Source organism: Halomicronema sp. CCY15110 (genome assembly GCF_016888165.1).
GTDB lineage: Bacteria > Cyanobacteriota > Cyanobacteriia > Phormidesmidales > Phormidesmidaceae > Halomicronema.
In genome coordinates, this window is sequence record NZ_JACSWC010000243.1 from 12,423 (window position 1) to 25,369 (window position 12,947).

Below are 12,947 nucleotides of genomic sequence, written 5' to 3' on the forward strand. Positions count from 1 at the left end.
TGGGTGAAGTGCTGGGGGGCTATGCTCCAGTGCAGCGACGCTGGAAAGTTTGCCATTTCCCGCTACTGATGCGGGCGACTTGGCCATCGCTCACACGACAGAACAGTTTAGTCGAGGCAATGACTGGGGAAGCGCAGCCATTGCGAGGTGCTAGATTCGTCGCATTCTCGACCTTGAATATTCATATATTCTCATCCCCTGCTGGGGATAATAAATCAAGAAAATAAATACTATGGAATGACAGCTTAAAGAACGTTGTGGAGTGAAGTCTCTAGACGCCTGTGAAGTCCTACGTTCGTCGGTTTCAACCCAGGTCAAAAAAAATGGTGCCCCGCCCGAGAGGGCCTGGTTTGCCGCTGCGTCTAGTGCTCACTGTGCCGTTTGTGATTCAGGTGTTGGGCATTGTGGGGGTGGTGGGCTATCTCTCTTACCGCAGTGGCAAAAATGCCGTCAATGAGCTGGCCTACCAATTGATGGCGGAATCCAGCGATCGCATTACTAGTGATCTCAATGGCTACCTACAATCGGCTCACCAGATCAACCGGGCCAATATCGCGGCGCTAGAGTCGGGAGTCGTCAGCCTGCAAGGCTTAGAGCAGCTACATCGGTACATGATCCTGCAACATCTGCAGTTGCCCGCAGTCACCAGCATTATAGTTGGCACTCCTGAGGGGGAGTTTCGGGTCATTCACCGGATCAGCGCTAACGGCCTGAGCGATGTTAAACCCACCGAGTTACCCTACGAGGCTGGACGTTCGGATGCCGTCGATTCCAGTCGATTAAATCTTTACACCATCAATGAAGCCGGGCAGTTAGGGCGGTACGCGGGAACCCTTGAGGATATCGATGTACGCGATCTCCCTTGGTTCCGGCAAGCGGCGGAAACGGGCCAACCCGGCTGGATCGAGCCCCACCAGATCGGCGCTACAAATAGGCTGACTATCAATGGCTATACCCCTTTCTATGACCCATCGCAGCGGTTTGCAGGCGCGTTTGGGGTTAACTTATCGCTAGATCGGCTGAATGACTTTCTCGCAGAGCACTCGGTCAGCCCATCTGGCCAGGTTTTTATCGTGGAGCGCAATGGGCTGTTGATTGCCAACTCCACCGGCGAACTGCCCTTTACCAGCTCACACACGGCACCGCATGTAGCGACGGGTACGCCACCGATTTTCACTCCAGGGGAGATCACGTTTCATCGGTTGTCGATGGCGACCAGCGCCAACCCCATCATCAGGGCGACGTCTCAGGCCATCACGACGCAGGTGGGTGACTTGGACACGATTCGTTCGGCCCAAAATCTAGAGATAGCAATTAGGGATGGGACTCAAGCCGAGAGCCTGGAGTGTCGGCAGAACCCATGCCAACCCTATTTTCTCCGCATTACCCCTTACCAGGATGGCTATGGCTTAGATTGGCTGATTGTCACCGTGGTGCCCCAGTCTGACTTTATGGGGGCGATCTATGCCAATGTGCGCCGCACCATCGTGTTGTGTGGGGTGGCTTTGGTGGGGGCGATCGGCCTGGGCATTTGGACCGCGCGGCGCATCGCGCGATCGCTCTCTCGCCTCACCCAGGCGGCCCAGGGCGTTGCGGCGGGCGACCTGGCGACAACGTTGCCCCCGGCTCCCATTGCTGAAGTAGAAGTGTTGACCACAGCCTTTCGTCAAATGGCGCTAGAGCTGAGGCAGGCGGCCCAGTTTCAGCAGCACTATGCCCAACACCTGGAACAGCAGGTGGCCGAGAAAACAGCGGCCCTAACCGAAGCCCAGCGCATCGCCCGAGTCGGCAGCTGGGAGTTTGACGTGGTCACTGGGGTTTTCACCTGGTCAGCCGAACAATCCCACATTATGGGGAGAGAACCCACCGCAGATTTGCCCCGCTATCCCGATATTTTGGCGCTCATTTCCCCAGCAGATCGGCCCATGGTTCGGGCGGCGGTGGAAACAGCGATCGCCCAGGGCACGCCCTACACCGTTGAACATGGCATCATCCGTCCCGATCAGTCGATTTGCTATGTGATTAGCCGGGGCGAGGCAGTGGTCAATGACCAGGGCGAGGTGGTCAAAGTCATGGGCACGATCACAGATATTACCGATCGTAAGCAGGCTGAGCAAGCCTTAGTTGAAAGCGATCGCCGCTTTCGAGCCATTTTCAACACCACCTTTCAGTTTATCGGCCTGCTCACCCCCGAGGGCATGCTGCTGGAAGCCAATCAAACCGCCCTAAACTTTGGCGGCTTAACCCGCCAAGAGGTGATCAATCGACCGTTTTGGGAGGCCCGCTGGTGGACAATTTCGCCCGCGACCCAGGCCCAGCTCAAAGAGGCGATCGCCCAGGCGGCAGCCGGGCAGTTTGTGCGCTATGAAGTCGATGTGCTGGGGGCTGAAGGGCGCGTAGCTACAATCGACTTTTCTTTAAGCCCAATTCGGGATGAGACTGGGCAGGTGGTGCTACTCATTCCCGAAGGGCGCGATATTAGCGATCGCAAACAGGCCGAAGCCGCGTTAACGCAAGCGAAGCAGCAGCTCGAAAACCGCATCGTCGAGCTTAACCAGCGCTACCAGGAAATGGAGTCGCTGGGGAAAATGAGTGATTTTCTCCAAGCCTGTCTCACGCTTACAGACATTTACGAGACGCTACCGAGCCTGTTGCAACCCCTCTTTCCGGGGTGCTCGGGCAGCCTGTTTAGCGTTGACCCAGCCGCTACTCAGGCGCAGGTCGTCGCTACTTGGGGCACCCAACCGCCATCGGTCACGACATGGCCCATCGAAGATTATGAGGTCTTGTGTCGGGGAAAGGACTATCGGGGCAAACCAGAGGTGCTCCCTCTGCGTGGTCACCCCATCCCCAGCCAAGATACGGCCACCCTCTGTATCCCGATGATTGCTCAGGGCGAGACCCTGGGGCTGTTTTATATCACGGTCAACGGGCCGGAGGCACTCCCTGAGGGCAAGCAGCAGCTAGCGCGCACGGTGGCCGAGCAAGTGAGCCTCGCGATCGCCAACCTACAACTGCGCGAAACCCTCCAGCAGCAAAGCATCCGCGACCCGTTAACTGGGCTATATAATCGCCGCTACCTTGAAGCCTCGCTCACCCAGGCGATCGCTCAGGCCCAGCGTTATGACCAGGCTATTGGCGTGATCATGCTCGATATCGATCACTTCAAGCAGTTCAACGATACCTATGGTCACACCGCCGGAGACCATGTGCTGCAAGCCGTTGGCGCATTGCTAAAAGAGAACGTGCGCGGGGCTGATATCGCCTGCCGCTACGGCGGCGAAGAAATGACCCTGATTTTGCCCGAATCACCTCTAGCGCAGTCTCAGCTGAAGGCAGAAGCCATTCTCAGGGCGATCGCCGGACTTGAGCTAACCTACAACGGCCAACCTTTGCCTACCCTGACCGCCTCCCTTGGGGTCGCTAGCTTTCCCCAGCATGGGGCGACGGCATCGGCCCTAGTGCAAGCCGCCGATGCCGCGCTCTATTGCGCTAAGGCCAGTGGCCGTAACCAGGTGGTCGTCGCCCGGAGCTAAGGAAGCTGCTTAAAAATAACGTCCCCGATTGTAGGGGTTTGGCAATGCCTAACCCCTACAGAAAGCGTTGTAATGTTGGGGGTGTCATTTAAGCGCAATTCCCTAAGTCGCGATCGCTGCCATTGTAATGACCCATAACCACCAGCAAGGCTGTGTCCGTAATGTTAAAAGCGACGATTGCCGACCCAGAGGTTGGGATCTTGCAGGGGCTCTACAGGACTAGCCAGGTGATTGATTAATGGCGAGACATCGAGGCGGCCCTGCTCTAGCAACAGGGTTTGCAACCGCAGCTTGAAATAGACCTCGCGATGGTGCAACCGCTCGGCAATAATCAATGCTTCCTGGTAAGCCGCGATCGCGCTATCCGGTAAATTTTGCGCCTCGTACAGCTGGCCTAAATTATCAAAGGTCTGCATCAACCCATACCCGTTAAAAGACAGCCGCTCGACTGCCAGGCGCTGCTCGTAGAGGTAGCGCACGTCTTCGGGTTGGTCGTCGGCCAAATACAGGGCCGCCAAATCTTGCAGGGCATCACTCGCCACATCCGTTTGGACTTGGGCTAGTGCCCCAGAATAGGTGACGGAATAATAGTTTTGGGCTTCGGTCAAGCGATCAAGGTCACGAAAGTTGCGGGCGATCGCTAACGTCAGAGCCGGGATAAATTGGGGCTGTAGGGTGTCTTCGTATTTACCTGCGAGGCGGCGTTGATACTCAATCGCCGTTGCCAACTCGTCCAAATCTTGAAAATTGCGAATCACCCCCTGCAAATACTCGATTTCTAGCAAATCATCGGCATCGGCAAAATCGAGCAGAGCTTCATACGTGGCGGCGGCGGGGGCAAACCGGAACCAGCTTTCGCGCAGGCTGGCCAGATTTTCGAGGAGGCGCTGTTGTTCTTCGCGATCGCCTGCTTGCACCGCCCGCTCCAGCAAAATTTCGTAAACGATGACCGCCGCATCCACATCTCGCAGCACCTCAAAAGCCGCCACTAATTCTTCCACTAATTCCACATTTGGGGATTGTTGAGCCAGCAATTCGGCCTGGATTTCTCGCAGTCGCAGACTCAGCAACTGCACCTCATCAGCCCGCGAGTTTTCCCACAGCCGCAACCCCACCCGCTGCATCGCCGCCAGTTCTGCTTCAACCCCCAAGATGCGCCGCAGTCGCACTTCCCGCATCCAATCGATAAACACTTCCTCGGTCGCCCCCTCCTCCAGATAACGGGCTTCGGTTTCGAGCGCCAGTTCATCAAGTTCGGCGGCCAGCACGCGCCTTTCGAGCGGACTCAGGGGACGTTCAACCGCAAATTCGGGCAGCAGCGGATCACGCGGCTCCGCAAATTCTGGATCCGAGAGAAATTGCTCCACTAGGCTGGGGGCGAGCTGGGCCTCCGCTAGTCGCAGGGGGCCTGCCCAACTGGTGGCCGCGAGGGCGATCGCCACCAGCCAGCGACGCCAAGATTGAGAAAGGGTGTTTGCCATTATCGGGGAGCAGCTTCACGTTCGTTTACAGTCCCCTTTATCAAACCAGCAAGGGGAAACAATTGCGGTAGTCTTAAGATCTTGCAGTTTTTCTGCGCAATATCAATCCCTAGACGACTTTAGCAAGCCCATAAGTTTCCATGACTTCTACGGTTCCAACGCCTACCGCCACTCCGACCCGCACCATCCGCATTGGGTCTCGCAAGAGTCAATTAGCCCTGGTGCAAACCTATTGGGTGCGCGATGAGCTGAAAAAGCAGTTTCCTGACCTGACCTTTGAAGTCACCACCATGGATACTCAGGGCGACAAGGTCTTGGATGTCTCCCTGTCGAAAATTGGGGACAAGGGCCTGTTTACCCAAGAGCTGGAAGATGGCATGGTGCAGGGCAACATTGATTTTGCCGTGCATTCCCTCAAAGACTTGCCCACTCGGCTACCTGAGGGGTTGATGCTCGGCTGCATTACCGAGCGGGAAGACCCCGCCGATGCCCTGGTCGTCCACGAACAGCATCAAGACAAACAACTCGACACCCTGCCCGAGGGGGCTGTCGTCGGCACTTCGTCACTGCGCCGTCTGGCCCAATTGCGGCATCATTTTCCCCACCTCACCTTCAAAGACATTCGCGGCAACCTCAACACGCGCCTGCGCAAGCTGGATGAAGGCCAGTACGACGCTATCATTCTCGCTGTGGCCGGACTGGAACGGTTGGGGATGGGCGATCGCATTCACCAAAACATTCCCTCTGACATTTCTCTCCATGCCGTCGGGCAAGGGGCCTTGGGCATCGAGTGCCGCGAGGGCGATACCGACATTCTCACCGTCATCAAAACCTTGGAGCACAGCGAGACAGCCTATCGCTGTTTGGCCGAACGCGCCTTTTTGCGCGAGCTAGAAGGCGGCTGTCAGGTACCGATCGGCGTCAACACTGTGTTAGATGGCGAGACCCTAACCCTAACGGGCTTAGTCGCCAGCCTCGACGGGCAAACTGTGATTAAGGAACAGATTCAAGGGGCCTCTAACGAAGCGGAAGCTATGGGCACCTCGCTGGCTAAAACCGTTCGTGGGCAAGGCGCTCAAGCCATTTTGGATGCCATCAACGCCGAAAGCCGATAGGCGAGTCGAGCGACTCAGCAGGGCTCGCGACTGTCATGATTTTGCGATCGCATGCTTGCCCAGATTTTTTTTGTCTCTAGTTCGTCGGGCCAGTACGGACGAGATCATGCCGATGGTTCAACGTTTTTGGACTTAATTGATGACGCGCCCCAACTCACCTGAGGCAGACTCGCCGACCACCGACACTGAATCGGTGGAGTTGACCCCTGAGGTTTTACAGCGAGTGCGCGAAGGGCTGGCGGCGGCTCGCAGTCCGCAGGTGCAGCGGCACACGCAAACCGCCCTCACGCAAATTGCGGCGGTGGCTCAGGATCAAGCTGATCCACGGGTGAGCGGGCGCTTTCGTCATTGGTTGCTCAAACGCTTCATCCGTCTATTGTTTCGCGTCAAGGTCGAGTCGCCAGAGAAGATGCCCCAAGGGCCAGTGGTGCTGGTGGCCAACCATCTCAGCCACCTCGATCCGTTTTTGATTTTGGCGGCGGTGCCCGCCCACCCCTATTACTACATCTTGGGGGATGCGCGCACCCTGTATAACCAGCGGTGGAAACGCTGGGTGGTCGGCCAGTCCGGGGGCGTGATTCCCCTGGAACGCTGGTGGAAAGAGGAGGTGGCCGTCATGCAACAGGCCGAGAGCGATCGCCCCGACCTTAAAGAACTCGCCGCCGCCATTCAAAGCGACGTACCTAACGGCCGATCGATCAAACAAATGCGGCAGATCGACCAGGCTGTACAGGCCATCTTGCAGCGGGGCGATGGCCTGATGCTGTTTCCCGAAGGCCGATTAGGCGAGCAGGAAGGCCAGTTGCATGTACCGCTGAAACGGGGCACGGTAATCTATGCCCTGCGGTCGGGAGTGCCGATTGTGCCCGTGGCGATCGCGGGCACCCAAACCCTCTTTTTTCGCAAACAATTGACCCTCCGCTTTGGTGACCCCCTGATCTTTGGCCAGCACGCTCGCCCAAAACGAGCGGCCATTGACGATGCCCTGGGCCAGCTCGAAGCCGCCATGTGGCAACTCTTAGACCGCGACTACCAAGAACCCGCAGGTGCAAAACCCTTGCAAAATTGGCTGAACCATTTGTTTTGGTGAATCCCCCTTCAGCACTCACCCGGCAATCGGGATGCGACTACACGTAGCGCGTTAGCTGAATGCGGTAACGTTCCTTTTTGGTGATGGCAATATCGCCGATTTCGAGCCGACCTTTGCCCCGAATCGAGACGAGGTCGCCAGCCTTGACGGTTTGGCTCGCCTGCTTACCCGATTTCCAGTTGATGCGCACGTCACCCGTGTTGATGAGGTCCACCATTTTGCTGCGCGACATGCCAAATCCGGCGGAAGCCACCGCATCTAAACGTAGGGAAGCTTCCACGGTGGTCATTTCTTTTTTCTTCGGTTGGCGAACGCGCAGCTCACTCCAATCAACTTGTCGTGTCTTTACCGGCACCGATCGCACCTGAGTCAGATTCATTTCCAGAAACTCGACCAGTTCCGGGGCCACGATCGCCTGCGCTCCCCGTTCTCCCAGAACGATGATGTCGCCGACTTTTTCTCGCACAATGCCAGCGCCCAGCAGCGACCCCAAAAAGTCACGATGGGTCGCGGTATCAAATAAAAAGTTGCCAGCAATATCCAGCAGCACCAAAGGCAGATCGATTGCTTCCAGGGGCAGATCGGTGCGAGCGATCGCCGCCCGCTGGCGTTCCGCTTGGGGATACCCGCCCCCAGCGCGCAAATGGACTTCCGTCAGGCGTTGAAAGATGTCCTGACATTCCGCCAATTCCGGGGGGGAGAGAAAATCGGTAAAGACAATTTCCCAGGTGCGGATAGCCTGTTCGGCCAGGTCTAGCGCCCGCGTCACCGCTGCCGGATTTTCGACTGACTTGAGAAGGTCTGCTTTGGGCAACATGCGATCATTCGTTCCATCCCTGCTGTCTTCCATTGAAACACGAACCTATCCGTTCGACAGTGAGGGGAAACCGGACAGGTCTATCGCTAGAGGGTAGATATCCCGACGGAAATGACCCTCTAATATATGAGGTGTGAGCATCAATACCTCACGCAGGTTTACGCAGAACGCACCAGGACTATGTTTAGCAAGATCAAGTGGTTTCGATTACGCCCCATTCTCAGTGTGGTACTCGCGGTTGTCGCAACCTGTCTCGTGGGTTGTGGTGGCGCAGACGTGGCGCAGCCCACGACTTACTCTAGCGAGCAGATCGCTCAATTAGAGATTTTCGCCCCCCGCGTCACCGACCTGCGCGATCGCTTCCCCGAGTTAGAGGACTATATTCAGAATAAAAATTGGGTCGATATTAGTGCCTTCATTCATGGCCCCATGGGCGAACTGCGGGTGGGTCTGGAGCGGGTCGCCGTGCGGCTGTTGCCTCAGGATGAGAAGCAGGCCAAATACTATGCGGAAGAGATTGGCACCCATTTAGAAAAGCTCGATGCCGCCGCCGAGGAATACAACCAGATCGAAGCGGGCAAACAGTACCGCGAGGTGCTGGATGACTTCAATGCCTTTGTCGAGTTGATTCCCGATCTCTCGGTGTAAGCGCTGATGGCCCGACTTGTCATCATTGGGTGTGGCGTTGTGGGGGCGGCGATCGCCTACGAGCTGAGCCGCACGACGCCGCACACCATCACCGTGCTGGAACAGCACACCCCTGCCGAGGGCGCGACCGGAGCCGCCCTCGGCATTGCCATGGGCGTCATTAGCCACAAGGTCAAAGGTCGCAACTGGCGCTTACGAGAAACCAGCCTGCGCCGCTACCCCACGCTCTTAGCCGAACTCGCCGCGTTGGGGCAACTCGTGCCCAACAATGCCCAAGGCATTCTCAGCCTGTGTTTTGATGCTGAAAAACTGCCGCGCTGGCAGTCGCTACAGGAAATTCGCCAGCGCCAGGGGTGGCAACTGGAAATTTGGTCACCCGCCCAAGTCGCCGCCGCCTGCCCCCACCTGATAGTTGACCAAGTAGCGGCGGGCATTTATTCGCCCCAAGATTTACAGATTGCCCCAACCGCCCTCACCCAATCCCTCATTACCGCTGCCCAGCAGCAGGGGGTGGAGTTACAGACGGACGCGGCGGTGGTCGGTTTTGAACGGGAGGGCGATCGCCTACGGTCAGTCCAAACAGCCATCCACACGTACCCCGCCGATGGGGTCATCATCACCGCTGGCCTGGGCAGCGAACGGTTGGCCGATAGGCTGGGTCACGCACTGCCACTCATGCCGGTGCTGGGCCAGGGCTTACGGGTGCAAATGCCGGAAGTCCTTGGAGATGCGTCCTTTCAGCCCGTGATCAACGGTGATGATGTGCATTTGGTGCCGATGGGCGATCGCGTCTACGGCGTCGCGGCCACGGTGGAATTTCCGCCGGAGGGGGAGCGATCGCCCCTGCCGCAACAGGCTGCCCTCGATGCCGTCTGGCAAGCCGCCTTGGCCTACTGCCCAGCCCTGAAATCGGGACAAATTCTCTCGACCTGGTATGGTCTGCGTCCGCGTCCTCAAGGGCAGGCGGCCCCGGTGATTCAACCCATTGAGGGCATTCGTAACGGCATCCTCGCAACTGGCCATTATCGCAACGGGGTGCTGCTGGCACCAGCAACGGCACTCAAGGTTCAAGAATTGCTGCAAACATGTTTAGACAGCGATAGCCCAATCCCCCCCCGTCGCCAAGGAGCATAAAATGCTTGATTCAGCGTCATCATCCCTGAATCATTCAACGTTTCGATAGCTGGCTAAATATTGGCTCACGGTAGCGTCATCAACCGCCTCAAAGTGTTCGTACCATTGGCTAATCGACCCCAGGGCGGGGGGAGCCATCAGACAAAAACTCGCATCTACCTTGGTACTGATGGTTCGCCAACTGCTAGGGGCCACGACAGGCGCAACGGCAGTAATACTGAGGGGTTGAAAGGTTTTAATCGCGGCGATCGCCGCCTGAAAGGTTGCCCCAGTCGCCACACCATCGTCTACCACAATGACCGGTTTACCCTGAATCGGAGGCAGCGATCGCCCCCCCCGATAGCACTTGTCGCGACGCTGTAATTCTTGCAACTCCGCCTGCACAGTGGCTTGAATTTGCGCCGATGAAATTTCCAATCGCTGAATCAACGCCTGATTCAGGATCTGGGTATTCGGCGCAGCGATCGCCCCCATCGCCAACTCAGGTTGATCCGGCACCCCCAGCTTGCGCACCAGCCAAATATCCAGTGGCCAGTGCAAGCGTCGGGCAATTTCTGCACCGACGGGAACGCCCCCGCGCGGCAAAGCAATCACCCAACCCGGCATCGAAAAGGTTTGAGCCACTAACTGATCAGCCAGTCGCTGCCCAGCTTGGGTGCGATCGTAGAGTCTTGATAAATTCATCCGAATGCCTATGACGTTGCCGCACCCATGGCGCTCAACAAGCTGGCTGCGCGCAGACTTGTTGTACCAAATGACCGCACCATGACGGGCAGCGTCACCTTGATTGATGGTTCAAGTACACCACAGCAGGAAGACCGTGACAACTCCGGCAAATCCCAAATGGCCAGTCATGGGCAAAACTTTATGGCCGGTGCAACGGGGCGATCGCTCACCTTGATATCTGTTTTTAGCGTTCTCAGCCCCTGATCTAAACAGTTGCAAACACCGTTTATTGATCTCAAGGTCACGGCTGAGCTTGTGATAAACCAAAACCATGTTTTTCTACAGCGACGACAGACATTTCATCACCGCAGAATATTCATTCACTAATGTTTAAAAACTGCCGCCAACCCCAATCGACGTTGTGCCCATGGCATCAAAAACGGTGAGTCCTAGAGGTAGATTAATGTCACCATTTTCGTTGACAAAATCATCAACCAGTCCCGCTCCCAGAACATCCGTCGCCTCAGAGCTATCTTGCGCCGTCTCAGGATTATTGATGCGATTTTCCACCGAGCCCAACAGTGTGTTGTCGTTTTGTGCCTCGACACTGCGGACTTCCAAGGGCAATAAACTATTGGCGACGTTTGTTTTTTCAGGACTATCATTGGCTTGGGCTGAAGACGCAACTGATAGGGTTGCTACGCAAGCAGCCACAGCTAAAAACTGCATTGTAATAAGCGCGCGCATGTGAGAACCTCGTGTGAAGAGCAGCAGTCTTTGCCATGCCCAAAATCCAAGGATGGTGACTACTTGTTGAGTAATTTATAGAGTTGGTCACTCAAACCGAAACCTGCTCTAGATATATCCGAAATGATTGGCAAATCTGTCAAAAGTTGTCAATTCTTCTGATTCCGAAGAGAGTGTACCAGCCCTGGTTCAGGCTCCATACCTCGCACCCTGTTGCCAATATCGGCTGAAAAATACGGAGAAACCTGGGTACTCCTACGGAGAATCCTCTGTAATCTGATCACGTCACTGCTGCAAGTTGCTTCATGCAGCGCAATATCTTGATCACAGGGATCGCAAATGAGTCGATTGACGAGGTGCCGCGATCGCTCCACTTTACCGCTGGGCACATTTGTAGGCTGACTAGGCAGGGCGGCATTGGGATTACCGATGAAACATGGACCTTGATTAACGACTGTAAGGCTTCGTAGGCTTTTGTAAAATTGCGGAGAGTTACAGGATTTTTCCGGCAGCTGGATCGTCATGGTCCGCTGACTTTTTCTGTGTATTTACGTAACTTGCCGCAGGATTTGGTTACTGGTTGACCGGATTGTGGTCACCCTAAGTGAAAAGGGGAGCGGTGAAACGTTGGGAGGGGATTCTACGTCCTGTATGTCATGTAGGTTGGGAGGAGTGGTTGGGTTAGGGTTGATCAAGCCCTCGCGGCTCTAGTGCTCGCTCTCAGCTCGGTCGCCCAGCTGGGCCGACTCCACTTAGTTCATTGGTTTATTGGATGCGATCGCAGGTTGATGAGACAAACAGTTACGCAAATTAGTGCTTCATTATTGTTGGGAATCTGCGCCCTCGGCGGCCTGACTGGCTCCATCGCGAGGGCCACTGCCCCCCCCAACGAGTCCTCGCCAGCGGCGGCGGTCTTCCCGGCTGACTGGCTGGCCCAAACGCGCACACCGCCGCCAGTACCGCCCCAACCGAACCCGGTGCCCACCTCCCGAGTGCCCGCGACATCGGGCATTATGGGCTTGACCCCGACCACCGATGACGACATTGGCGTGGGGCACCTGCGGCCCCAGGATCTGTCCTTTTTAGAAAATCCTGACGAAGACGACAACGCCTCGTTGTTGGGAGCTGGATGGTTGCAGTCAGCGGCAATCCCGATTTACATCGAGCCCGATGGCGCGCACTGGGGCTGGATTATCAACGGTTGGCTAGTGCCCAATGGTCAGTCGCCCATTGCCTTAGGGGAAGACGCGAGCTTTTTAATGTGGCAGACTTATCCAAATTTAATGTCGTTTCCGGTGACGCAGTTGCGCGAAGACGGCTGGTTCCAGTTTCAATACACGCCAGCGGGCACGGCTTGGGCCCATGTTGAGCATCTGGATCTGGGGGCGATCGATTTAGCGATCGAGCCGTGGGAAGGCCGCTTTGCCGAGGTTGAGCAAGTGGCGTTTCGTCAACATGGGCTATCCAAGTCGCTTTATTCGGTGCCGGGCAATGACCGAGAAAGGATTTTGGGGCTGGTGGGGCCAAACAGCTTGATTCAACCACTAGCGTTTGAGGGCGACTGGATGTTGGTCACTGTGACGCAGCCGACGGATGGCTGTTCCGCCTTCCCTGGAGCCACCCGCCAAGAGGGCTGGATGCGCTGGCGCAATGATGACCAAGGCGCACTCATTTGGTTTGATCCACAAGGTTGCTAGGGCTGTATTCGCCCGC

General features: G+C 56.5%; 11 protein-coding genes. 7 read left to right on the plus strand and 4 right to left on the minus strand.

Annotated elements, in window-relative coordinates; all coding sequences use genetic code 11:
- The first annotated feature begins 350 nt into the window (after positions 1 to 350).
- Positions 351 to 3,536 carry a diguanylate cyclase gene (locus tag JUK32_RS09245; RefSeq protein WP_204138571.1) on the plus strand — a complete coding sequence of 1,062 codons (3,186 nt, stop codon included), beginning with the start codon at positions 351 to 353 and terminating at the stop codon, positions 3,534 to 3,536.
- A 164-nt stretch (positions 3,537 to 3,700) separates the two neighbouring features.
- Here the strand turns inward: JUK32_RS09245 and JUK32_RS09250 are convergent, their stop codons facing one another.
- Entirely contained in the window at positions 3,701 to 5,017 is a 1,317-nt protein-coding gene (locus tag JUK32_RS09250; RefSeq protein WP_204138572.1) for a lipopolysaccharide assembly protein LapB, read from the minus strand.
- A gap of 140 nt (positions 5,018 to 5,157) precedes the next feature.
- Between JUK32_RS09250 and hemC the strand changes: the two genes are divergently transcribed.
- A complete protein-coding gene (gene hemC / locus JUK32_RS09255; RefSeq protein WP_204138573.1) occupies positions 5,158 to 6,132 on the plus strand; it encodes a hydroxymethylbilane synthase in 975 nt (324 codons plus the stop codon).
- Between the two features lie 139 nt (positions 6,133 to 6,271).
- Entirely contained in the window at positions 6,272 to 7,222 is a 951-nt protein-coding gene (locus JUK32_RS09260) for a 1-acyl-sn-glycerol-3-phosphate acyltransferase (protein WP_204138574.1), read from the plus strand.
- A 37-nt stretch (positions 7,223 to 7,259) separates the two neighbouring features.
- On the opposite strand, the gene JUK32_RS09265 is transcribed toward JUK32_RS09260, so the two are convergent.
- On the minus strand, positions 7,260 to 8,039 hold the full coding sequence (locus JUK32_RS09265) for a photosystem II S4 domain protein (RefSeq protein ID WP_204138575.1): 780 nt from the start codon (positions 8,037 to 8,039) through the stop codon (positions 7,260 to 7,262).
- 180 nt (positions 8,040 to 8,219) lie between these two features.
- On the opposite strand from JUK32_RS09265, the gene psbQ reads away from it, so the two are divergent.
- Both psbQ and JUK32_RS09275 read left to right on the plus strand, forming a co-directional pair.
- Positions 8,220 to 8,687 (plus strand): photosystem II protein PsbQ, encoded by a 468-nt coding sequence (gene psbQ / locus JUK32_RS09270; protein ID WP_204138576.1) that lies wholly within the window; start codon positions 8,220 to 8,222, stop codon positions 8,685 to 8,687.
- A 6-nt stretch (positions 8,688 to 8,693) separates the two neighbouring features.
- Positions 8,694 to 9,821: an FAD-binding oxidoreductase gene (locus JUK32_RS09275; RefSeq protein WP_204138577.1), complete on the plus strand. Its 1,128-nt coding sequence runs from the start codon at positions 8,694 to 8,696 to the stop codon at positions 9,819 to 9,821.
- A 30-nt stretch (positions 9,822 to 9,851) separates the two neighbouring features.
- On the opposite strand, the gene JUK32_RS09280 is transcribed toward JUK32_RS09275, so the two are convergent.
- The gene (locus JUK32_RS09280) at positions 9,852 to 10,505 is read right to left on the minus strand and encodes a phosphoribosyltransferase (protein WP_204138578.1); all 654 of its coding nucleotides are present in this window, start codon (positions 10,503 to 10,505) and stop codon (positions 9,852 to 9,854) included.
- A gap of 27 nt (positions 10,506 to 10,532) precedes the next feature.
- Here JUK32_RS09280 and JUK32_RS09285 point away from each other — a divergent pair, with 27 nt between their 5' ends.
- Positions 10,533 to 10,751 (plus strand): hypothetical protein, encoded by a 219-nt coding sequence (locus JUK32_RS09285; protein ID WP_204138579.1) that lies wholly within the window; start codon positions 10,533 to 10,535, stop codon positions 10,749 to 10,751.
- 126 nt (positions 10,752 to 10,877) lie between these two features.
- On the opposite strand, the gene JUK32_RS09290 is transcribed toward JUK32_RS09285, so the two are convergent.
- Positions 10,878 to 11,201, minus strand: coding sequence for a hypothetical protein (locus tag JUK32_RS09290; protein ID WP_204138580.1), 324 nt, complete (start codon positions 11,199 to 11,201; stop codon positions 10,878 to 10,880).
- Between the two features lie 821 nt (positions 11,202 to 12,022).
- On the opposite strand from JUK32_RS09290, the gene JUK32_RS09295 reads away from it, so the two are divergent.
- Positions 12,023 to 12,931 carry a hypothetical protein gene (locus JUK32_RS09295; RefSeq protein WP_204138581.1) on the plus strand — a complete coding sequence of 303 codons (909 nt, stop codon included), beginning with the start codon at positions 12,023 to 12,025 and terminating at the stop codon, positions 12,929 to 12,931.
- Positions 12,932 to 12,947 lie beyond the last annotated feature (16 nt).

Coding starts and splice junctions, on each gene's coding strand:
- JUK32_RS09250 (WP_204138572.1), bottom strand. CDS start 5,017: ATGGCAAACACCCTTTCTCAATCTTGGCGTCGCTGGCTGGTGGCGATC.
- hemC (WP_204138573.1), top strand. CDS start 5,158: ATGACTTCTACGGTTCCAACGCCTACCGCCACTCCGACCCGCACCATC.
- JUK32_RS09260 (WP_204138574.1), top strand. CDS start 6,272: ATGACGCGCCCCAACTCACCTGAGGCAGACTCGCCGACCACCGACACT.
- JUK32_RS09265 (WP_204138575.1), bottom strand. CDS start 8,039: ATGTTGCCCAAAGCAGACCTTCTCAAGTCAGTCGAAAATCCGGCAGCG.
- psbQ (WP_204138576.1), top strand. CDS start 8,220: ATGTTTAGCAAGATCAAGTGGTTTCGATTACGCCCCATTCTCAGTGTG.
- JUK32_RS09275 (WP_204138577.1), top strand. CDS start 8,694: ATGGCCCGACTTGTCATCATTGGGTGTGGCGTTGTGGGGGCGGCGATC.
- JUK32_RS09280 (WP_204138578.1), bottom strand. CDS start 10,505: ATGAATTTATCAAGACTCTACGATCGCACCCAAGCTGGGCAGCGACTG.
- JUK32_RS09285 (WP_204138579.1), top strand. CDS start 10,533: ATGGCGCTCAACAAGCTGGCTGCGCGCAGACTTGTTGTACCAAATGAC.
- JUK32_RS09295 (WP_204138581.1), top strand. CDS start 12,023: ATGAGACAAACAGTTACGCAAATTAGTGCTTCATTATTGTTGGGAATC.